At 73.2% G+C, this 19,756-nt stretch carries 15 protein-coding genes; 4 read left to right on the top strand and 11 right to left on the bottom strand.

Translation table 11 applies throughout. From position 1 onward, the window contains the following. The first annotated feature begins 56 nt into the window (after positions 1-56). Positions 57-1,289: a hypothetical protein gene (locus tag WME82_RS49755; RefSeq protein ID WP_437914251.1), complete on the top strand. Its 1,233-nt coding sequence runs from the start codon at positions 57-59 to the stop codon at positions 1,287-1,289. An 18-nt stretch (positions 1,290-1,307) separates the two neighbouring features. On the opposite strand, the gene WME82_RS49750 is transcribed toward WME82_RS49755, so the two are convergent. The 7 genes from WME82_RS49750 to WME82_RS49720 all read right to left on the bottom strand — a co-directional run bounded on the left by WME82_RS49750 (position 1,308) and on the right by WME82_RS49720 (position 10,585). Further along, the gene (locus tag WME82_RS49750) at positions 1,308-2,351 is read right to left on the bottom strand and encodes a GAF domain-containing protein (protein WP_438041056.1); all 1,044 of its coding nucleotides are present in this window, start codon (positions 2,349-2,351) and stop codon (positions 1,308-1,310) included. A gap of 43 nt (positions 2,352-2,394) precedes the next feature. Then, the gene (locus WME82_RS49745) at positions 2,395-3,363 is read right to left on the bottom strand and encodes a histone deacetylase family protein (RefSeq protein ID WP_438041055.1); all 969 of its coding nucleotides are present in this window, start codon (positions 3,361-3,363) and stop codon (positions 2,395-2,397) included. Beyond that, entirely contained in the window at positions 3,360-4,766 is a 1,407-nt protein-coding gene (locus WME82_RS49740) for an aminotransferase class III-fold pyridoxal phosphate-dependent enzyme (RefSeq protein WP_438041054.1), read from the bottom strand. Before WME82_RS49740 ends, WME82_RS49745 begins: the two co-directional genes overlap by 4 nt. A gap of 34 nt (positions 4,767-4,800) precedes the next feature. Next, complete coding sequence (locus WME82_RS49735) at positions 4,801-7,125, bottom strand: FdhF/YdeP family oxidoreductase (protein ID WP_438041053.1); 2,325 nt, start codon at positions 7,123-7,125, stop codon at positions 4,801-4,803. Continuing rightward, entirely contained in the window at positions 7,122-7,991 is an 870-nt protein-coding gene (locus WME82_RS49730) for a formate dehydrogenase accessory sulfurtransferase FdhD (RefSeq protein ID WP_438041052.1), read from the bottom strand. The genes WME82_RS49735 and WME82_RS49730 overlap by 4 nt, the downstream gene beginning before the upstream one ends. 186 nt (positions 7,992-8,177) lie before the next feature. Continuing rightward, positions 8,178-9,167: a hypothetical protein gene (locus tag WME82_RS49725; protein WP_438041051.1), complete on the bottom strand. Its 990-nt coding sequence runs from the start codon at positions 9,165-9,167 to the stop codon at positions 8,178-8,180. Then, positions 9,164-10,585, bottom strand: a complete 1,422-nt coding sequence (locus WME82_RS49720; RefSeq protein ID WP_437914244.1) for an aminotransferase class III-fold pyridoxal phosphate-dependent enzyme — start codon at positions 10,583-10,585, stop codon at positions 9,164-9,166. Before WME82_RS49720 ends, WME82_RS49725 begins: the two co-directional genes overlap by 4 nt. Before the next feature lie 81 nt (positions 10,586-10,666). Here WME82_RS49720 and WME82_RS49715 point away from each other — a divergent pair, with 81 nt between their 5' ends. Further along, positions 10,667-12,109, top strand: a complete 1,443-nt coding sequence (locus WME82_RS49715) for an aldehyde dehydrogenase family protein (RefSeq protein WP_438041050.1) — start codon at positions 10,667-10,669, stop codon at positions 12,107-12,109. A 193-nt stretch (positions 12,110-12,302) separates the two neighbouring features. Here the strand turns inward: WME82_RS49715 and WME82_RS49710 are convergent, their stop codons facing one another. Both WME82_RS49710 and WME82_RS49705 read right to left on the bottom strand, forming a co-directional pair. Continuing rightward, complete coding sequence (locus tag WME82_RS49710) at positions 12,303-13,046, bottom strand: DUF4142 domain-containing protein (protein ID WP_438041049.1); 744 nt, start codon at positions 13,044-13,046, stop codon at positions 12,303-12,305. Between the two features lie 156 nt (positions 13,047-13,202). Continuing rightward, on the bottom strand, positions 13,203-14,696 hold the full coding sequence (locus WME82_RS49705; RefSeq protein WP_438041048.1) for a ferritin-like domain-containing protein: 1,494 nt from the start codon (positions 14,694-14,696) through the stop codon (positions 13,203-13,205). Between the two features lie 1,342 nt (positions 14,697-16,038). On the opposite strand from WME82_RS49705, the gene WME82_RS49700 reads away from it, so the two are divergent. Next, the gene (locus WME82_RS49700) at positions 16,039-16,401 is read left to right on the top strand and encodes a hypothetical protein (RefSeq protein ID WP_438041047.1); all 363 of its coding nucleotides are present in this window, start codon (positions 16,039-16,041) and stop codon (positions 16,399-16,401) included. A gap of 226 nt (positions 16,402-16,627) precedes the next feature. Here the strand turns inward: WME82_RS49700 and WME82_RS49695 are convergent, their stop codons facing one another. Then, positions 16,628-17,140: a hypothetical protein gene (locus tag WME82_RS49695; protein ID WP_437857456.1), complete on the bottom strand. Its 513-nt coding sequence runs from the start codon at positions 17,138-17,140 to the stop codon at positions 16,628-16,630. A gap of 303 nt (positions 17,141-17,443) precedes the next feature. On the opposite strand from WME82_RS49695, the gene WME82_RS49690 reads away from it, so the two are divergent. Then, on the top strand, positions 17,444-18,007 hold the full coding sequence (locus tag WME82_RS49690) for a GNAT family N-acetyltransferase (RefSeq protein WP_438041046.1): 564 nt from the start codon (positions 17,444-17,446) through the stop codon (positions 18,005-18,007). Between the two features lie 43 nt (positions 18,008-18,050). Here WME82_RS49690 and WME82_RS49685 read toward each other — a convergent pair whose 3' ends face one another. Next, positions 18,051-19,535 carry a serine/threonine-protein kinase gene (locus WME82_RS49685; RefSeq protein WP_438041045.1) on the bottom strand — a complete coding sequence of 495 codons (1,485 nt, stop codon included), beginning with the start codon at positions 19,533-19,535 and terminating at the stop codon, positions 18,051-18,053. Positions 19,536-19,756 lie beyond the last annotated feature (221 nt).

Here is a 19,756-nt window from a genome sequence, read left to right as displayed (position 1 = left end):
GATGATCACCTATCAGAGGGATGCGCCTCTGGCACCATGAACCCCGGGAGCCCTGCTTGAAGCGACGTGTCCGGCTCTGCATGAAGGATCTCTTCCACCAGGACGTGGTGGAGATGATCGAGCGCGAAACTCGCAAATACCAGATCTGGTCCATCGAGGATCCTTCCGACCCGGACTTCGACGCGGCGTATCAGATCCTCTGGGACTGCTTCGGTCCTCATGGAGAGATGGAGCGCAAGGAGGCGATCGAGGCGTTCCTCCGCGACGACCCGTTCACGCCCGAGCCGTCGGGCACGTACATGCGCTACTTCCTGCTCGTGGCGCGAGACGCGGACGGAAAGGTGCGCGGCGTCCGCGACGGCACCGTGCTCATCAATCCGGCGTACGCTCCGGACCTCTGCGTCATCTACCTCGCTCATATCTTCATGATCCCCGAGGCGCGCGGGACGGTGCTGTCGTACTGGCTGCGCATCTCGCCGGTCGAGCTCGCCATGCAGTACCTCACCGACCTCCACGCGATGGGGAAGATCACGCTCCCCGCGCCGTCGGCCCCGGGCAAGTACTTCGGGATGAACGTCGATCTCGCGGCCGAGGTCGAGTACTTCACGCCGGAAGAGCGCCTGTCGTGGCAGCGCATCCTGTTCTACGGCCGAGGCGGGTTCGACGCGATCAACCCGCGCCACTTCCCCTACCGCCAGCCCGACTTCCGCGATCCCGAGGTGATCCGCGCGACCGGCAACCAGCCGTCTCCCTTCATGGTCCTCGTGCGGCGCATGGGCCGCGAGCGGCAGGCGCAGCTGCCGATCGACGAGGCGAGGGCGCTCATGCGGCTCCTGTACGACGATTTCGCGGATCACTGCGCGCCGCACCTGCTCGAGAACAGCCTCCAGCTCGTCCTCGACCGGCTGGAGGAGCGGGCCAGGCGGAAGAGCTTCGTCGAGCTCTTGCCGCTCCCGACAGGGCCCAGGGATCTGCACCGGCTGAAGCCGCTCTTCCGGCACAACGTGTTCACGAAGTACTACCCGGACAGCCCCGACATCCGCGGTTACCTGAACAGCGGCATCCGCGAGAGGCTGCTCGCGAACCCGCGCCACCTCGACGAGGAGCTCGCCCGCATCGCCCGGGAGCTGGAGACCCGTCCGCCGTTCGTCTACGGGAGCCGGGACAAGACCGCGACCTGGGAGGGCAACCCGCTCGCTCCGGGCTCGGAGCCGCTCGCTGACGGGCCCGACGCGGGCGAGATCACCCGCGAGGTGCCGGCGCCGCCGTCGACCCTGCCGCCGCGGTGATCCCCCACGGCGCCGTGATCACCGCGCCTCAGGCGGACCGGCGGCGCCGCCGCTCCCGGGGCCGGCCGTCGCGGCCCGCGCGCGCAGGGCGCCCGCGCGGAGCCTTTGCACCGCCGCGGAGGCGGCCTCGTGGGCGTCGAGCGCGCCGCGCAGCACGAGCGCCCGCCCCTTGGCCGCGGCGGCCTCTCCCAGCGTCCCGTCGAGCACGCCCTCGGCGAGCCGTACGAGCGGGCCGATCTCGGCGAGGTTCCGCGCGAGCGCCCGGGCCTCCGTGGCGAGCCCGGACGCCGCCTCGCAGGGCGAGGCGCTCGCGATGGCCGCGGCCTCCTCGCAGAGCCCCTCCGCGACGGGGCCCATGTCGCGCCAGCACGACACGGCCGCGCGCAGGCTGGCCGGCGTGACGTGCGTCGCGCGCGACGCGTCGATCCCGCGCGCCGCGTCGACCCGCGGCCCCGCCGTCGCCGCCTGCGCCGCGGCGATGACGGGCGAGAGGGCGAGGAGCGCGCGCTCCAGGGCGCGGGTGGCCTGCTCGACGCGGACGAGGCGCTCCTGCACGTCGGCGCTGGCCAGCGGGGCGTCGCTCAGCGTGAGCGCCGAGAGCCGGCCGGAGACGTCGATGGCGAGCTGCTCGAGGGCGCCGACGATGCGCTGGTCGAAGCGGCGCGGGACGACGTCGAGCACGCAGAGCGCTCCGAGCACGTGCCCGTGCGCGCGCACCGGCACGCCCGCGTACGCGCGGATGCCGTAGCTCTCGACGAGCTCCTTCGGGACGCGCTCGTCGCGCAGCGCGTCGTCGACGATGAGCGGCACCTCGTCGAGCACGACGAGCTGGCAGAAGGAGTTGCTCCTCGACGTCGCGCAGCTCACGGCGAGCTCGAGGGGGAGCCCGTGCTGCGCGCGCAGGAGCTGGACATGGCGCACGAGCAGGCTGACCACGGCGATGGGCGACCGGGCCAGCTTGGCGGCCCGCACCACGCAGGTGTCGAGGATGGCGTCCGCGTCGGCGCGCAGCAGGGCGCCGCGCAGCTCGGCCAGGCGGGCGGCGTCGTTCAGGTCGGCCATCGCGCGATGCTACCCTGCCTGGCGGGGCGCGGGTCGGCCGAGGTCACCCCGGGCGCGCCGCCGCTTCCCTCGCCCGCACCGCCGCGATGAAGGTGCGGAGGTGCACCTCGACCACCCGGCTCACGTCGGGCGTGTACCCACCCGCGAGCACCCACGCGATCGGGACGCCCCGCTCGAGCGCGGCCCGGAACACGATCTGGTCGCGCGCGTGGAGATCGTCGTGCGTCAGGTCGAGCGGCGAGTACGGGTCCTCGCGGTACGGGTCCGCGCCGGCCTGGTACAGGATCAGGTCGGGCGCGGCGCGGTCGATCGCCGGGCCGAGGTGCCGCTCCAGGATCTCGAGGTAGGCGGCGCCGCCGCTCCCGTTCGGGACCGGGACGGACCAGCAGTTCTCGGTGTCCGGGGCGCGCTCGCCCTCGACGTCCCGGTGCGCTTTGTTCTGCCTGTACCAGCTGCCGTAGATGGAGAGCTGGAACGCCCAGGGGCGCGACGCGAGCAGCGAGGCGGTGCCGTTGCCGTAGTGGAGGTCCATGTCGACCACCAGGCCGCGGCGGATGCGCCCCTCGGCGCGCGCGCGCTCCAGCGCGACGACGAGGCCGTTGAAGGTGCAGAAGCCCTCGCCGTGGGCCTCGTGCGCGTGGTGGAAGCCGCTCGCGAGGTTGCCCGCGACGCCGTCCTCGAGGGCCGCGGCGGCGGCGGCGACGCAGCCGCCGTTCGTGAAGCGCACCGCCCCGGCGAGCGCCGGCGACCACGGGAGCTTCTGCGACTCGGCCAGCGCCCGGGGCTCGCCGGTCGCGATCGCCTGGACGTACCCGGGCGCGTGGACGCGAAGGAGGTCCTCGTCACACGCCGCCTCGGGCTCCTCGATGCGCGCGGGCAGGCCGCTCCGCTCGATCGCCTCGCGCACGAGGGCGAACTTGCGCATCGGCATGACGTGCTCGCCGATGTCCGCGAAATAGCGCGGCGTGTGGAACACCCGGATCGGCGGCGAGGCGGCGGCGTCAGAGGTCACTTGCAGACCGACTCGAGGTGGTCGAGCGCCTCGCCGACGTGGCGCGGGGCGAAGATCAGCGCCGGCCGGAAGCGGAGCGTGCGCTCGCCCGAGCCGCCCACCTCGAGGCCGCGGTTGCGGAGCGCCGTGAGCGCCGCGTCACGCCGGGCGGCGTGGGGGAAGTCGACCGCGGCGAAGGTGCCGCTGCCGCGGGCGCCCGAGAGCACCCCGGGGTAGCGCCGGCAGAGGTCCTCGAGGCCGGCGACCAGGCGCTCGCCGGTCGACCGCGTGTTCTCGAGGAGCCGGTCGCGCTCGATGACCTCGAGGATCACCTCGAGCTGCGCGCCGCGGAGCGGGTCGCCGAGCCAGGTGTTGAAGACGCGCAGCGGCTCGATCGGCGCGAGCTCCTCGCGGCAATAGAAGCCGCCGAGCTGCATCTTCTTGGAGAACGTGACCATGTCCGGCGGCTCGGGCAGGTCCCACGCCTCGTGCGCCCAGAGCGCGCCGGTCCCGCCGCCGCACGTCTGCACCTCGTCGATGATGAGCGCGACGCCGCGCTCCGCGGTGAGGCGGCGGAGCGCCTGGAAGAAGGCCGGGCTCGCGTGGCGGTCGCCGCCCTCGCCCTGGATCGGCTCGACGATGACCGCGGCGACCTCGTCCGGGTGGGCGTCGAGCGCCGCCTCGACCGCCTCGAGCGAGCGCGCCTCGGCGGCGCGGTTCTGCTCGGCGTGCGCCGCGAGGGGGAAATGGCTCGCGGGGAACGGCGCGACGGGCCAGTCGAACGCGGGGATGTCGAGCTTGTGGATCGGCTTGCTCCGCGTCGCCGAGAGGGCGCCCATGCTGCGGCCGTGGAAGCCGCCATCGAAGGAGAGCACCTTGAAGGCGTTCACGCCGGGCTGCCGGTTGAGCATGGCGGCGGTGAGGTCGCCGTCGCTCGGCTGCGCGCCGCCGCGCCGGCGCCGGGCGAGGCGGATGAACGCGGCCTTGAGCGCGTTCTCGACCGCCTCCGCGCCGGTCGTGAACGTGAAGACGCGCGTGTGCCCCTTCGGCGCGACGCGCATCAGCGTCTTCTCGACGAGGTCGACCCACTCGGGCGCGGGCGCGACGCCGAGCGCGGAGCGGTAGCCGGCGCACCAGTCGAAGCGGCCGTCGCGCCACGCGGCGAGCAGGTCCGGGTGGTTGTAGCCGATGGGCACGGCGGCGATGTGCCCGTACACGTCGAGCAGCACGTTGCCGTCCACGTCGACCATGTAGTTGCCCAGGCTCTTGCGCGCGTCCTGATAGAAGTGGATCGGTCGCGCGTCCTGGTAGCGATGGTGGCGAGCGCGGAGCGCCTCGGACGCAGGCCCCGGGATGGCGGTGCGCATCGAGGCGCGCTCGGGCTCGCCGGGGATGGGCGGGGGGATGTGGGTCGGGGCGTTCATGGTCGGACTCCAATGCAACGGGGGCGGCGGAGCGTCACGCAGATCCGTCGGTCGCGACCGCCGCCCGGACGCGCACCACGATCGATTTCGACGCGGGCGTGTGGCTCTTCTCGGCGATGCTGCCGAGCGGCACGAGCACGTTCGCCTCGGGGAAGTAGGCCGCGACGTTGCCGCGGGGGATCGTGTACAGCACGACGCGGAACGCGCGCGCGACGCGCTCCCCGTCGGAGAAGCGGCTCGTGACGTCGACGAGGTCCCCCTGGGCGAGCCCGCGCTCGGCCGCGTCCTCGGCGTTCATGAACACGACGCGGCGCCCGCCCCGGACGCCGCGGTAGCGGTCGTCGAGCCCGTAGATGGTCGTGTTGTACTGGTCGTGGCTGCGGATCGTCATCATCAGGAGCTCGCCCGGCTCGAGATCGTGCCGCGGGAGCGGGTGGATCACGAAGTTCGCCTTGCCCGTCGCCGTGCGGAACTCGCGCCGCGCCGCGGCGTTCGGCAGGGCGAAGCCGCGCGGGTCCCGGATGCGCGCGTTGAAGTCGTCGAAGCCGTCGATCGTGCGCTCGATGAGATCGCGGATCCTGTCGTAATCGGCGGTGAGCTCCTCCCACGGCACGCGCGAGCGCGCGCCCAGCGCCGCGCGGGCGAGGCCCGCCACGATCGCCACCTCGCTGCGCAGCAGCTCCGAGGCGGGGGGGAGGTTGCCGCGCGAGCTCGAGACGACGCCCATCGAGTTCTCGACGGTCACGAACTGCGGCCCGCCCGCCTGCGCGTCGCGCTCGGTGCGGCCGAGGCAAGGCAGGATGAGCCCGCGCCTTCCCGTCACGAGGTGCGCCCGGTTCAGCTTGGTCGAGACGTGCGCGGTGAGGTCGCACCGGGCGAGGGCGCGGGCGGTCAGCGCCGTGTCCGGCGTGGCCGAGAGGAAGTTGCCGCCCAGCGCGAAGAAGACGCGGGCGCGCCCCTCGGCCATCGCCGCGATCGCGGCGACGGTGTCGAGCCCGTGGCGGCGCGGCGGGGAGAAGCCGAAGTTCTGCTCCATCCGATCGAGGAGCTCCGCGGGCGGGCGCTCCCAGATGCCCATCGTCCGGTCGCCCTGCACGTTGCTGTGCCCGCGCACCGGGCACGCGCCCGCCCCGGGCCGCCCGATGTTGCCGCGGAGGAGCAGGAAGCTCATCACCTGCTGCACGTTGGCCACGCCGTTCTGGTGCTGCGTGAGGCCCATGGCCCAGCACGCGATCGTGCGCTCGGAGCGCATCGCGATCTCGGCCGCCGCCCGGATCCGGTCGCGCGGGACCCCGCTCTGCGCGACGATGTCGTCCCAGGGCGCGCCGCGCACGGCGTCCGCGAACGCCTCGAAGCCGTGGGTGTGGCCCGCGATGAACGCGCGATCGAGCACGGCGCCCGGCCTCCGCTCCTCCTCTTCGAGCATCTCCTTGATGATCCCGGTGAAGAGCGCGACGTCGCCGTTGATGCGCACCTGGAGGAAGAGCGTCGAGAGCGGCACGCCCGAGCCGACGAGATCGAGCGGGTGCTGCGGGTGCTGGAAGCGCTCGTTGCCGGCCTCGGGGAGCGGGTTCACCGTCACGATCTCGCACCCGCGCAGCCGCGCCTCGCGCAGCGCCGAGAGCATGCGCGGGTGGTTCGTCCCCGGGTTCTGCCCGACGACGAAGATGGCGTCGGCCAGCTCGAAATCGTGAAGGGATACCGTCCCTTTGCCCACGCCGATGGCCTCGCGCAGGCCGACGCCGCTCGACTCGTGGCACATGTTCGAGCAGTCGGGCAGGTTGTTCGTCCCGAGCTCGCGCACGAAGAGCTGGTAGAGGAACGCCGCCTCGTTGCTCGTGCGGCCCGACGTGTAGAAGACGGCCTCGTCCGGCGAGCCGAGCGCGCGCAGCGACGAGGCGACGACGCCGAGCGCCTCGTCCCACGACACCGGGCGGTAGTGCGACGCGCCCTCGTCGAGCAGCATCGGGTGGACGAGCCGCCCCTGCTTGCCGAGCCAGTGGTCGGACTGCCGCGAGAGCGCCTCGACGCTGTGCTCCCGGAAGAACTCGGGCGTGACGCGGCGGAGCGTCGCCTCCTCGGCGACCGCCTTGGCGCCGTTCTCGCAAAACTCGGCGAGCGAGCGCTTCTCCTCGGGCTCGGGCCACGCGCAGCCGGGGCAGTCGAAGCCCTCGCCCTGGTTCACGCGGAGGAGCGTGCGCACGGCGCGCGCGACCCCCATCTCGCCGACCGCGTGCCGGAGCGTCGCGCCGACCGCCGGGAGCCCGCCGGCCGCCGCGCTGCGCTCGCCGATCCTGGGCGCCTCGGGCTCCAGAGGCGGCTCCGCCTGCACGTCGCGCACTACGTCGCGGGCCGTCACGACGCGGCCTCCGTCGGGACCGCGACCGGGACCTCGATGCGCTCCCGGCCCGCGTACACGTTGAACCGCCCATCGCGCGCGAAGCCGACGAGCGTCATCCCATGCGCCGCTGCGAGCTCGGCGGCCAGGCTCGAGGGCGCCCCGACGGCGACCATCACCGGGATCGAGGCCCGGAGCGCCTTCTGCACGAGCTCGAACCCGGCGCGCCCGCTGACCATGAGCACCGCGCCCGGATCGGGCAGCCGCCCTGCGAGCAGCGCGGCGCCGATCAGCTTGTCGACGGCGTTGTGGCGCCCGACGTCCTCGCGGAGGTCGGCGAGCGCGCCGCTCGCGTCGAAGAGGGCCGCCGCGTGCAGCCCCCCGGTCCGCCCGAACACCGGCTGCGCGCCGCGGAGCCGCGCGGCGAGCCCGTGCACGACGCCCGGCGCGAGCCGGGGGACGCCCCGCGCGAGCGGCGAGGGCGGCGCGAGCGCCGCGACGTCGATCGACGCCTTGCCGCAGACGCCGCAGCTCGCGCTCGCGACAGCGAGGGCGCGCTCGGTGCGCCCGAGATCGACGGTCACGTCGTCGCCGAGCGTGACGCGCACGAGGTCGCCCGAGGGGCCGAGAGCCTCCTCGACGGCGACCGCGTCGGCCGCGCGGGAGATGACGCCCTCGGCGAACAGGAGGCCGACCGCGAGCTCGCGGTCGTTGCCGGGCGTGCGCATCGTGATGCCGAGGCGGCGCTCGGCGCGGCGCGCGTCCCCGGGGACGCGCGCGACGACGACGATCTCGAGCGGCTCCTCGACGGCGAGCAGATCTTCGGCGTCCGAGGCGGCCTCGTCCGTGATCCTGCGGATCGAAACGGTGGTGGTGCTTGACGGCATGGCGGCGTGTCCGGCGCTCTCAATCGTAGCCCGCGGCGACCCGCCGAGCAGGATTCGCGTGGAGCCGCCCGCCTGGCCGGCGCCGGCCGCGCTCCGACGCGCCCCGGGCGGAGCCCTCGCAAGGATCTCCGCCGAACAGCCGGCGCCTACGATGGGGCGCGGAGCCCCGGGGCCTGCTGACCCCGGCTATCCCGAGGACCACGCCGCGCAGAGCCTCTCGAGCTCCCGGTCCGGCACGTCGAGCGGCGCCTTCCCGCGCCACGCCGGCGGGAACAGCGGCATCACCGCGCTCCGGAGCACCGGCGCGAACCCCGCGACCTCCGCCGGCCCCCGCGGGATCCGGATCAGGGGCACGCGCTCACCCGGGAACGCCGCGAGGCGCGCGAGCGCGTTCTCCCGGATCGGCGCGAGCTCGCCCTGGCTCACCTCGCGCGCGTGGACGGCCTGGTAATGGCGCAGAAACGACTCGGCCCGGGCGCGCGGGAGCTCGTCGCGCTCCTCCTCGCCGACCTGGCGCACCACCGCGAGCAGCGGCAGCGGCACCGGCGTGACGCCGAGCGCCGCGATATCGCGAAAGTCCGGCTGCGCGTACGGGAGCACGTCCGGCGGGACGATCGCGAACCCCGCGCGCCCGTACGCGATGAGCCGCACCACCGTGTCGCGGTCGTCCGGGTCGACGGCCTCCATCTCGGCGGCGAGCATCACCTCCGCGCCATCGCCGCCGGCCCCCTCGCCCCCTGCGAGCCCCGCGCCCTCGATCGCGCGGCGCGCGAGCGCGACGGGCGCAGCGCGCAGCAGGGCGGCGAGCCCGCTGCGGCGGAACGCCGGCAGGACGAGCGCGTGCGACAGGAGCGCCACGCAGCGCCGCGCCGCGCGGTCCAGCGTGACGTAGCAATCGCGCACGCCGGCGAGGTGCCCCTCCGCGTCGCGCGCGAGCAGCAGGTGGTACGTCGCCGTGATCGGCGCCCCCGCGTCCGTGTGCGCCCCGGTGAGCCACGCCCAGAGCACCTCGCGGCGCTCGAGCTCCCCCTTCGGCCCGAAGACCGCGTCGAGCGCCCGGTAGCCCTCGTCGAACGCCGCGCCGTCCTGCGCCTCGTCCACGGAGAACTGCGCGAGCGCCCGCGCGACCTTCTCCGGCCCCTCCCCCGGGCAGACGTCGCGCGGATCGACGATCATCCGGCCATCTCGCGCAGCACCGCGTCGAAGACGCCGATCGCCTCGTCGACGTCCGGGACCGTCGTGATGAGGTGCGGCCGCAGCCGCACCGAGCGCGTCCCCGTGTAGCTCGCGAACACCCCGCGGCGGAGCGCGCGCGAGAGGAAATCGTCGCGCGCCGCGGTCGTCGGCAGGTCGAACGCGAGCAGGAAGCCGCGGCCGCGCGGCTCGCTCGCGAGCGCGGGGTAGCGCTCGCAGAGCTCCTCGAGCCGCGAGAGGAAGTGGCGGCCCGTCGCGCGCACGTTGCCGAGCAGGTCCTCCGACTCGATCGCGCGGAGCGTCGCCAGCGCGATCGCGGACCGCGCGCGGTCGCCGTTGCGCGTCTGGTACATGCGCCCGAACTGCGCGACGTCGTACGCGCTCGTCGCGAAGAACCCGCCCATCTGCATCTTCTTGCCGAAGCACATGAGATCGGGCGGGCGCGGCAGCTCGAGCTGCTCGTGCGCCCAGAGCGCGCCGGTGATCCCCATCCCCGTCTGCACCTCGTCCAGGATGAGCGCCGCGCCCGCCTTCCCGGCGAGCTCCTGCACGCGGCGGAAGAAGGCCGCGCTCGCGTGCCGATCGCCCCCCTCGGACTGCACGGGCTCGACGATCACGGCGGCCACCCGGCCGTCGTGCGCGTCGAGGATCCGCTCGAGCGCGGCGAGCGCCTCCGCCTCGGCGCGGTCGTTCTCGTCGGCGAAGCGCGCCAGCGGGAAGCGGCTCGCGGGGAAGGGCGCCGTCGGCCAGGGGAACGCGGGCAGGTCGGCCTTGTGGATCACCTTCGAGTGCGTGGCGGACATCGGCCCGAGACCCCGGCCGTGGAACGCGCCGGCGAACGACACGACCACCGCGTCGGTGCCCGCGTTGTCGAGGATGCTCTTCTGGAGCTCCTCCGGCAGATCGAGCGGGTTCCTCGGCAGCCCGGCGGCCTCCCGCCGGCGCTCGCCGTGCCGGATGAACGCCGCCTTGATCGCGGACTCGACGCCCTCGCCCCCCGCGTCCACGCAGAAGACGCGCGCCATGCCGCGCGGCGCGAACCGCTGCTCGAGCGCCTCCACGAACTCGAACCAGGCCGGCGTCGTCACGAACGGCGTCGACGTCGGGTTCGCGACGGCGCGGATGAAGGCCTCGCGGTGCGCCACCTCGACCAGCGCGGGGTGGTTGTAGCCGAGCGCCCCGAGCGCGAAGTTCGCGAACAGGTCCAGGAACACGTTGCCGTCCACGTCGACGAGCGAGCACCCGCGGCTCGCGATGTCATCCATCACGACCGCGCGGTACCTCGACTGCATGTCGAAGCCGCCGCGCGCCATCCAGGCGCGCGCCTTCGGCCCGGGCAGCTCGGTGACGACTCTTCGCGGAGGGACGGACGGGAGCGTGGGGCGATCGGAGAAATCCATAGGCAGCGCGAGTATCCCGCACGCCGGGGCGGGTGTCATCGCCGCTTGCCGCGCCCGGGTGCGCGGGTTTACGACGGGGGCATGGGTGACACGCGCGAGACGGTGAAGAGGCTTTGGATCGACAACGCCGAGCGGGAGGCGCTCTCCGGCGAGACGTTCGAGACCGCGAACCCCGCGACGGGCGGGGCGCTCGCGCGGCTCGCCCGCGGCCGCCGCGAGGACGTGGACGCCGCCGTGGCGTCCGCGCGCGCGGCGTTTCCGCGCTGGGCGGCGATGGATCCGAACGAGCGCGCGCGCATCCTGTGGAAGGCGGGGGAGCTGATCCTCGCGCGGTGCGAGGAGCTGGCGCGGCTCGAGGCGCTCGACACGGGCAAGCCGATCACGGCCGCGCGGACGATCGACGTGCCGCGCACGGCGGACACGTTCTTCTACTTCTCCGGGTGGGCGACGAAGCTCGGCGGCGAGACGATCCCGGTGCGGGGTCCGTTCCTGAACTACACCGTGCGCGAGCCGCTCGGCGTCATCGGCGCGATCATCCCCTGGAACTTCCCGCTCTTGCTCGCGGCGCGGAAGGTGGCGCCCGCGCTCGCGGTGGGCAACGTGGTGGTCATCAAGCCGCCGGAGGAGGCGAGCCTCACGACGCTGGAGCTGGCGCGCATCCTCGCGGAGGCGGGGGTGCCGCCGGGCGTCGTCAACGTCGTCACGGGGCACGGCGAGGAGGCGGGGGCTGCGCTCGTCGAGCACCCGGGCGTCGCGAAGATCTCGTTCACGGGCGGCACGGAGACGGGCAGGACGATCATGCGCGCGGCGGCGGGCACGCTGAAGAAGCTGTCGCTGGAGCTGGGCGGCAAGAGCCCCAACATCGTCTTCGCGGACGCGGACGTGGAGAGCGCCGCGAAGGCGGCGGTGACGGCCATCTTCTACAACCAGGGCGAGCTCTGCACGGCGGGGAGCCGGCTCCTCGTGGAGCGGGCGGTGCACGACCGCGTGCTGGAGGTGGTCACGAGCGGCGCGCGCCGGATGGTCCCTGGCGATCCGCTCGATCCGTCGACGCAGATGGGCCCCCTCGTCTCGGAGGCGCACTTCACGAAGGTGCTCGGCTACATCGACCGTGGCGCGGCCGAGGGGGCGCGCCGCGAGACCGGCGGGCGCCGCGAGGGCCCGGGGTTCTTCGTCGAGCCGACGGTGTTCTCGGCGGTCTCCCCGTCGATGAGCCTCGCCCGTGAGGAGATCTTCGGCCCCGTGCTGGCGGTCCTCCCCTTCGACGACGTGGAGGAGGCCGCGCGCGTCGCGAACGCGACCGAGTTCGGCCTCGCGGCGGGCATCTGGACGCGCGACGTCGGCAAGGCACACGCGCTGGCCGCGCGCCTCTCGGCGGGCACGGTCTGGATCAACACGTACAACCGCTTCGACGCGGCGAGCCCGTATGGCGGAACCAAACAGTCCGGCTTCGGGCGGGAGAACGGCCGCGCGGTGCTGGACGAGCTGACACAGCTGAAGTCGGTCTGGGTCTCTCTCAGCTGAGGAGCGGGGCTCACCCGCTTCGGATACGGGCCCATCTCGACGTTTTCGGTGCTCGGCGTACGTGAGTACGCCTGCGCGCCGAAAACGCCGATCTGGACCCGTCTCCTGTGCGGGTGAGCCCCGCTCGGGGACGCATCGACTGTAACGACGCGCCGCCGAGCGTCTCCCTCTTCCGTGCTTCGCCTACGGCCGATTACTTCGGCGGGGGCGCTGTCTCCTTCGTGCCAGGCGCCGGCGGCTGCGCGCCCGCCGGGCCGAGCTTCTGCGAGAGCGCCTCCGCGTCCTTCAGGTGCTTCTCGATCGTCGGCCGGAGGTCCTTCTCGACCATCGCCTTCAGATCGGCGTTCTTCGCGTTCGGCAGCGCCTTCCTGTCGAGGAAATCGAGCGTGTTCTGGTGGTCCTTGATCATGGTGGCCACGAACTGCTGATCGAAATCGGCCCCTTGCAGCGCCTTCAGCTGCTCGAGCGCGCTTTGCGTCTCTTCGGTGAGCTGCTTGCTCTTGTCCGAGTCCGCCGCCGTGATACCGAGCTTCTTGACCAGCTTGGCCTGCTTCGCCTTGGCCTCGGTGTGGTGCTGGGCGATGACCTTGGCATAGGCCTTCACGTCCTTGCTCTTGGCCTTCGTCTGCGCGAGCTGGGCCTCGTCGATCTCCTTCTTGTTCGAGGCGTCGAGCACGGCGAGGATCTGCTCGTCGGTCAGCGGGGCCTCTTCCGGGGCGCTCGGCGTCGTGGCCGTCCCCGGCTGCGGCTCGGTGCCGGGCGGCGGAGCCGGCGGCGTCGCGGGAGGGGCCGCCTCCGGGAGCGGCGGGGCCGCGGTCGGGGCCGGCTGCGGTGGTGCTTCGTTCGTGCTCGGGCTGCTCGCCGGGGGCGTGTTGGAGCAACCGACGCCAACAGCGAGACCGATCGTCAGGACGAAAGCGTTGCGCGATGCAACCATGGGTAAAGACCTCCTCACGTGGATTCGAGTGCCGGCCCCGTGCAAGATCCGGTGCACGGCACGGGTGCACCGTTTTCTCCCGAATCCACGCGACTGCCCCCCTCCCCGCTGTGGCAAGTTGCCACGGGAGTGGGCGAATCTGCCTCATCAGTCCGCTCAGGAGGATGCCTGTGGCGGACTCGACGGTTGCGCGGCAATGCTGTCGCACGACAGCCCCGGTAAGGCGGCGCGGCACGGCGCGATGACCTCGGCGAGCACCTCGCGGCGCAGCGCCCCGAGCGCGCGCGCCGGGAGCAGGCCGAGCGTCTCGTGCACGGCGGGCCCGGGGGCCGGGTCGACGGCGTAGCGGGCGGCGGCGCGGGAGAACGCCCGCTCCGCCGCGGAGCGCGCCGGCTCGCCGAACGTCGCGAGCATCCACGAGAGCGCCCTCCACGAGAGCGCCGCGTGCCGCTCCTCGTCGGCGGCGATGCGCGCGAGCGTGGCCGCGAGCGCCGGATCCCCCGCGCGCTGCGCGATCTCACGGCCCTCCGCCGCGCCCAGCGCCTCGCCCACGCAGCCCTCCTCGACGAGCGCCTCCACCACCTCGGCGACGCTGGCGCCGAGCGGCGCCGTTGCCGCCTCGAGCAGCGGCCCGGGGCCGATGGCCCGGCCGGCGAGGCGGGAGGCGACGCCGTAGGCGAGGCGCGCGTGCTCCACCTCGTCGAGCGCGGCGCGGTGCGCCTCGCCGACGAGGGCGGCCGGCGCGCCGAGCGCGAGGAGCTGGAGGGAGAAGCGGGCGAAGCTCGCGATGGACGCGTGCTCGAGCGCGGCCACGGCGGCGTAGTGCGCCGCGGCGAGCTCACGCACCTCGGGCGAGAGGGACGCGACGTCGAGCTCGGCGGGAGCGCGCCAGTCGTCGCGGGCGGCGCCCTGCGCGGCGCGCGGCTGGCCGTCGACGACGAACGGGCGGCCGATGGCGCAAGAGATGCCGGCGCACTCCCAGCGCACGCGCTCTCCCTCCGGGTCGGTGACGACGCAGGCGGCGCCGCGGTTCTCGTCAGAAGATCGGCAGTCCGCGTCGCGCAGGCAGGTATCTTCCTTGGTGCGGCAGGCGAGCGTCACCTGCTCCCAGCAGCCGTTGAAGTACGCCGACAGGCCGCAGGTGCTGCCGGGGCAATCGGCGTCGACCGAGCAGAGGGCCTTTGCGCAGACCGAGTGCTGCTCTCGGAGGGCGCCCGTCCCCTTGCACACGCAGGCCTCGGACGCGCCGCACTCCGCGTCGCTCTCGCAGGAGTACTCGCAGCCGCAATACGCGCCTATCTGCCCGAACGAGCTCACGCATTTTCCGCGGGGTCCCTCCTTGCAATCGGCGTCCGTCCTGCACTGGAACGTTCGCTCGGTGCCGCTGCACGCGCGCTGGTCGATGGTCGCGTCGCACCGGACCCGCGTCGCGCGGTGCACGGTGCCGTCCCGCTCCTCTACCCAGCCCACGCCGCGCGGCGGCCGAGGCGCGGGCGCGGCTTGTTCGTCCGGGACGCCGGCGTCGCGGGGCGTGGCCGCCTGCGGCTCGCCGAGCGTGACGACCGCGATCTCGGGGCTCTTCGCGTTGGAGCAGCCGGCGGCGCCAGCGGCGAGGAGGAGGGTCATGCGGAGCGAGCGGTGGCGTTCCATTCGCGGCAGGGTAGCAGAGGGGCGCGCGAGACCGGATCGGCGGGCTCGCGGCGTCGCGGGAGCTGAGCGTCGATGACGAGGCAGCGCGCCGCGGGGGGCGGACGCACGCTGGCGCGATCCGGTGCGACGCTGGCCCGGTGACGAGACCCTCTGTCGCGATGCGAACGATCGTCAGCCGAGCTGGGCGGTTCGCGCCTGGACATCGCCCCTCGCCGGACCTGTCGTCGACGGGGACGGACGGCTCACGTCCATCACGTCGTTGCGGCGAGCGCCGGCCGTACGCGGGAATTGATGGCGCTCGGCACCAATGATACGGCCGCTTTCGATCGCGCCGCTCAGCGCGCTCGTCCCTCGCACAGTCCGGAATCGAGCGGCGAGATCATGGCTTTTCGGAGCAGGGTGGCGAAGTACGCCCCTTGGGTTCATCCGCAGGCAGCTGGGACGCATCGAAGCCTGTAGCGAGCGGAAGCGCGGGAGTCTGAGGAAGCCGATCCAGAGGCGGTGTTCCACCGCAGCATCGCCTTGCGGAGGCGTCTGCCTGCCCCATGTTGCGAGCGACGCCGAGTTCGCCGGTCCCCGCCTCGATCCCGGGTTTACAGCGGACGTCGGCAGGTGATCCCGCGGCTGGCCGAGAGGGGAAAATGTCTCACCGTCCCAACCCGCATTACCACCCCGTGTTGGTCGTCGTCGTGTCGGTTCTCGCAGCGAGCACTGCCCTCGCCGCGAGGCCATACTGGGGTCGTTTCAAGGACGATGGTTGCCGGGCAGCCAATGCCAGGCAGTTCTCCTCGGTCCTGCATGGTATCCCGTCGGGCCAGTCCTGGGAGGACGCGTGCTGGCGCACGCCAGGCCTTCACGGCAGAGTGCCGGACCGCTGCATCACCACCGACCGCATGTGGGGCGAGTGGGATATCCCCGATCCCAGCTGCCGCCCATAACGCAGCCCATCGGCCCTAGCGCAGCGCCGGTCGATCGCTGATGGGTTCCCGCTCAGCCGAGGTTATCTCGGCTGTCCCATGCCATCCGCGCGATTGTCGCCTTCTGCGTGGTCTGGTCCTGCCTGTCGGCTTGCCCGGGTCTCGGCTCGCTCCGACTCTCCACCGCAACAGCGGCATCGTCGGCACCGGCGAAGCTCCGCCCACTTCCGCCAACGTCCCGCGCCACCTCCGGCCAAGCCCCGCCCACTTCCCCCGACGTCCCGCGCCACCTCCGGCCAAGCCCCGCCCGCTTCCCCCGACGTCCCGCGCCACCTCCGGCCAAGCCCCGCCCGCTTCCCCCGACGTCCCGCACCACCTCGTTCGAAGCCGCGCTCACTCCCAACGATCTGTCCGGCGCCGCCGAGATGTACCGGAAGCACCGCGAGGCCATCCAGGACGACAAGCGGAACTTCCGCAGCGAGGACGAGCAGGACGCGGCCGCGCTCGCGGCGCAGATCCTCCGCCTGCTCGGCGCCACGGCGACGCCCGAGCAGACGCTCTGGAAGGGCTACCAGGCGCGCGCCGCCAAGCTGCTCTTCCGCCATTACGACGAGGCCGTCCGCGTCGGCCGCTTCCTCTTCTACTACGACGATCCCGAGGGCCGATTCCCCAACCTGTACACGGCGACGCGCGCCACACCGACGCCCCCTCGGACCGAGAAGAAGCCGGACGCCAGCCCCGTGAAGCCCGAAGCCGTCACCGTCGATCCGCCGGTCGGCATCGCCTGATCCGGACGCTCCCGACAGCCGCGTTGACCAACGTCGTTCGGTCGCGCTCAGGGCCCGAAGCCCCCACCATCACTCACGAACGTGAACGTGGTCGAGATCGTCAGTGGTCGTCAACGGTAGGCCGTGAACGACCACGACCACGACCACGTTCACGTTCGGGGCTAGGAGAACGCGGCGCGAAGACTGTTCGCAGCGCTGCTGCGCCGGCATCGCGCCGGCGCGGCGGCTACCTCCTCGCCCTGCGCCCGATCCCGCGCGCGTCGCGCCCGATCGGCTCGCCCAGCTCGAACGCCGGCTCGCCGGTCCTCGCCGGCGGCGCTTGCGGCTCGCCCGCCTCGAGCGGGCCGTGCGCGTGCTCGGCGTCGGCGATGGATGGATAGCGCTCCACGTCGCCGTCGACCTGAAAGCCCCCCTCGCGCGCCGGGCGCACCACGCGGCCGAGGACAAGCCCCTCATCCCAGATGCCGCCGTGTTCGACCGCGATCGCAGCGCCTACGGCCACCTCGGAGAGCCGCGAGAGCGCGCCGTCCGGCCGCTTCGGCGTGGGCCGCCAGCGCAGGATCGTGTCCTCGTGAAGCACGACCACCGCGCGCTCGCCGGGCAGCTCGGAGATCCCGAGCGCAAAGCGCACGCGGTGCCCCGGTGCCCCAGAGCCCGCGCCGCGCCCGCCGCGGGCAGCGCTCTCCGCCTCGTCGATCGCGGCGAGCTGCTCCGGTTGCCGATCCTCGAGCGGAGCCATGCGCCGTGTCCTCCTCCGCGGATCTCGGACGAGGTCGCCGCGCCGTCAAGCCCGCTGCGTCGCCCGCCCTCTCGCGCGCGCCAGCTCGGACGGCGCGCGTCCTCCAGCCTCCAGCACGCGCAGCGCTCGCCCTCCCGCAGCGCGCGACGCCCACGACGCACAGCGAGGGACGCACGGCGAGGATCGGGATCGCAGGCCGCTCCAGGCGAGCACCGCTCCAGTCGAACGCCGCCCCGGACGGCGGTGGCCAGCGCCGTGTCCGACGCTTGACGTCCGCCGGACCTCCGCCCATCCCCTCGCCCGATGGTGTCGTTCGATCCGTTCCCCGTCCTGATGACGCCGCGCCTCCGCCTCCGCGCGATCGAGCCCGCCGACGCCGCGACCATCCTCCGCATCCACTCCGACCCGGAGGTGACGCGCTACTTCGGCCGCGCGCCCGACAGCTCGCTGGCCGACGCGGAGCAGCGCATCGCTTCCATCCTCGCCGAGATCCGCGACGCCACATCCATCCGCTGGGGCATCACCCTCCACGAGAGCGGAGAGCTCATCGGGACCACGGGTTTCTGGCGCTGGCACAAGCCCCATCGCTGGGCGGAGATCGGCTACGAGCTGCTGCCCGCGCTCTGGAACCGGGGCATCATGACCGAGGCGCTGCGCGCCATGCTCCCCTTCGGATTCGACGTGATGGACCTCCACCGCATCGAAGCGCACATCGATCCCGAGAACCGCGCCAGCATGCGCGTTCTGGAGCGACTCGGCTTCGTGCGGGACGGGCTGCTCCGCGAGAACTGGTATTACAACGGGCGGTACACCGACACCGCGATTTACGGGCTCCTGCGCAGCGACGCCGACAGCGCCGCGAGGTGACCCGAGGTCGCCCGAGCGGCCTGCGCGCGTCCCCCCTCCCGCGCTATCTCGGCGCCGGCGCGCCCTTGCTGCTCGGCGGCGCCGCGGTCCCGGCCTCGCCCTTGCGCGCCAGGTTCAGCTGGATCCGCGCGGGGGACTCCGACGTGATCTCGACCGTCTGCGAGACGCCGTCGCTCGATCGCACGTCGACCGAGAGCGACACCCCCGGCATCGGCCGCGCGATGACCTGGCTGCCCACGCCGAGCACAACGCCGTTCAGCCGCACGACCGCGGCGCTCGGCTCGATCTGCACCGCGATCGGATCCACGAGCGACCGCTGATCCCTCGGCCGGCTCAGCGCGACGAACATGAGCGACGCCACCGCGACGCCCGTGGACACCGAGGCCACGAGCCACGGCAGCGCCACCGGGCGCAGCGCGTCGCCGCCGGCGCGCATCAGCCCGCCGAGCCCCCGCCGCGGCTCCGACCGCACGCTCCGCCGGCCTTCGGAGGGCGGCCCCGCGCTCAGCGTCGCGCCCGGCTTCGGCCGCCACCCCGCGCGCTGCTGCGGGGCGACGGCGGCCGCGATGCGCTGCCGCTCCTCCTCCATGCTCTCCCCGCAGCGCTCCAGGAGGAGCTCCGCCACGTGCGCAGGCGTCACCACGCCCGACCTGCGCATGAGGAAGTCCTCCAGCGCGCTCGCCATCTCGCCCGCCGTCTGGAAGCGCTGCCGCGGATCGCGCGCGAGCGCCTTCACGATGATCTCCTCCAGATCACGCGGGCAATGCGGCGCGATCAGCGTGGGCCGCGGCGGCTCCGGCACCCCGGTCTGCGGCAGCACGAGGTCGTGCAGCACCTGGAACGGGAGCGCGCCCGTCACCGCCTCGAAGAGCACCACGCCGAGCGAGAAGATGTCCGAGCGGCGATCGACCGGCTGGCCCTGCGCCTGCTCCGGCGACATGTACTCGCCCTTGCCCTTGATCTCGCCCGTCTGCGTCGTGTCGCCCAGGCGCTCGAACGCCTTCACGATCCCGAAATCGGCCACCTTCACCGTGCCGTCGCGATCGATGAGGATGTTCTGCGGGCAGACGTCGCGGTGCACGATGCCGAGCGGCTCCCCCCGGTCGTCGTGGAGGTCGTGCGCCGCGTGCAGCCCGTGCGCCGCGTCGGCCACGATGCGCGAGGCGATCGCCGGGGAGAGCGGCATCGGACGGAGGCCCGGCCGGAGCAGCTGCTGCATCGTCTGCCCGTCGATCCACTCCATCACGAGGAAGAGCACGCCGTCCGTGTCGCCGAGGTCGAGGATCTCGACCACGTTGCGGTGGTGGATCTTGGAGGCGAGGTTCGCCTCGTCGAGGAACATGCGCTGGAACTGCGGATCACGCGCGAGCGCCGGGATGAGCGTCTTCAGCGCGACCACCTTGTGAAAGCCGCGGGAGCCCTCCATGCGCGCGGCCCAGACCTGCGCCATCCCGCCTTCGCCGATGAGGCGCAGAAGCTCATATCGCCCGAGACGCTGCCCCGGAGCGGGGTCCTCGGAGATCCGCATGGCTCACCAGATGCTGGTGCTCGGGGAGCCGCGCCCGCGGTCCCCAGGAGCAGCCCGGCCGCGGGTCGCGGCCCCTCTCTCCAGACGATCACCATAGCCAAGCGCGACCGCGCCGGAAAGGCTCGTGTGGCGCGCCCGCGCCCGCGACGCCTCGATCCCGGCGTCCGCGACGCCCGCGACGCCCCGCGCGCGCCTTTCTCTGCTTCCCCTCGCCCGCGATC

Source organism: Sorangium sp. So ce128, assembly GCF_051525245.1.
Taxonomy (GTDB): Bacteria; Myxococcota_A; Polyangia; order Polyangiales; family Polyangiaceae; genus Sorangium; species Sorangium cellulosum_B.
Note: the sequence above shows the minus strand (reverse complement) of the source record. Positions and strands in the feature narration are given on the sequence as shown.

Coding starts and splice junctions, on each gene's coding strand:
- WME82_RS49710 (WP_438041049.1), bottom strand. CDS start 13,046: ATGGTTGCATCGCGCAACGCTTTCGTCCTGACGATCGGTCTCGCTGTT.
- WME82_RS49730 (WP_438041052.1), bottom strand. CDS start 7,991: ATGCCGTCAAGCACCACCACCGTTTCGATCCGCAGGATCACGGACGAG.
- WME82_RS49685 (WP_438041045.1), bottom strand. CDS start 19,535: ATGCGGATCTCCGAGGACCCCGCTCCGGGGCAGCGTCTCGGGCGATAT.
- WME82_RS49725 (WP_438041051.1), bottom strand. CDS start 9,167: ATGATCGTCGATCCGCGCGACGTCTGCCCGGGGGAGGGGCCGGAGAAG.
- WME82_RS49750 (WP_438041056.1), bottom strand. CDS start 2,351: ATGGCCGACCTGAACGACGCCGCCCGCCTGGCCGAGCTGCGCGGCGCC.
- WME82_RS49705 (WP_438041048.1), bottom strand. CDS start 14,696: ATGGAACGCCACCGCTCGCTCCGCATGACCCTCCTCCTCGCCGCTGGC.
- WME82_RS49720 (WP_437914244.1), bottom strand. CDS start 10,585: ATGGATTTCTCCGATCGCCCCACGCTCCCGTCCGTCCCTCCGCGAAGA.
- WME82_RS49700 (WP_438041047.1), top strand. CDS start 16,039: ATGTACCGGAAGCACCGCGAGGCCATCCAGGACGACAAGCGGAACTTC.
- WME82_RS49740 (WP_438041054.1), bottom strand. CDS start 4,766: ATGAACGCCCCGACCCACATCCCCCCGCCCATCCCCGGCGAGCCCGAG.
- WME82_RS49695 (WP_437857456.1), bottom strand. CDS start 17,140: ATGGCTCCGCTCGAGGATCGGCAACCGGAGCAGCTCGCCGCGATCGAC.
- WME82_RS49715 (WP_438041050.1), top strand. CDS start 10,667: ATGGGTGACACGCGCGAGACGGTGAAGAGGCTTTGGATCGACAACGCC.
- WME82_RS49690 (WP_438041046.1), top strand. CDS start 17,444: ATGGTGTCGTTCGATCCGTTCCCCGTCCTGATGACGCCGCGCCTCCGC.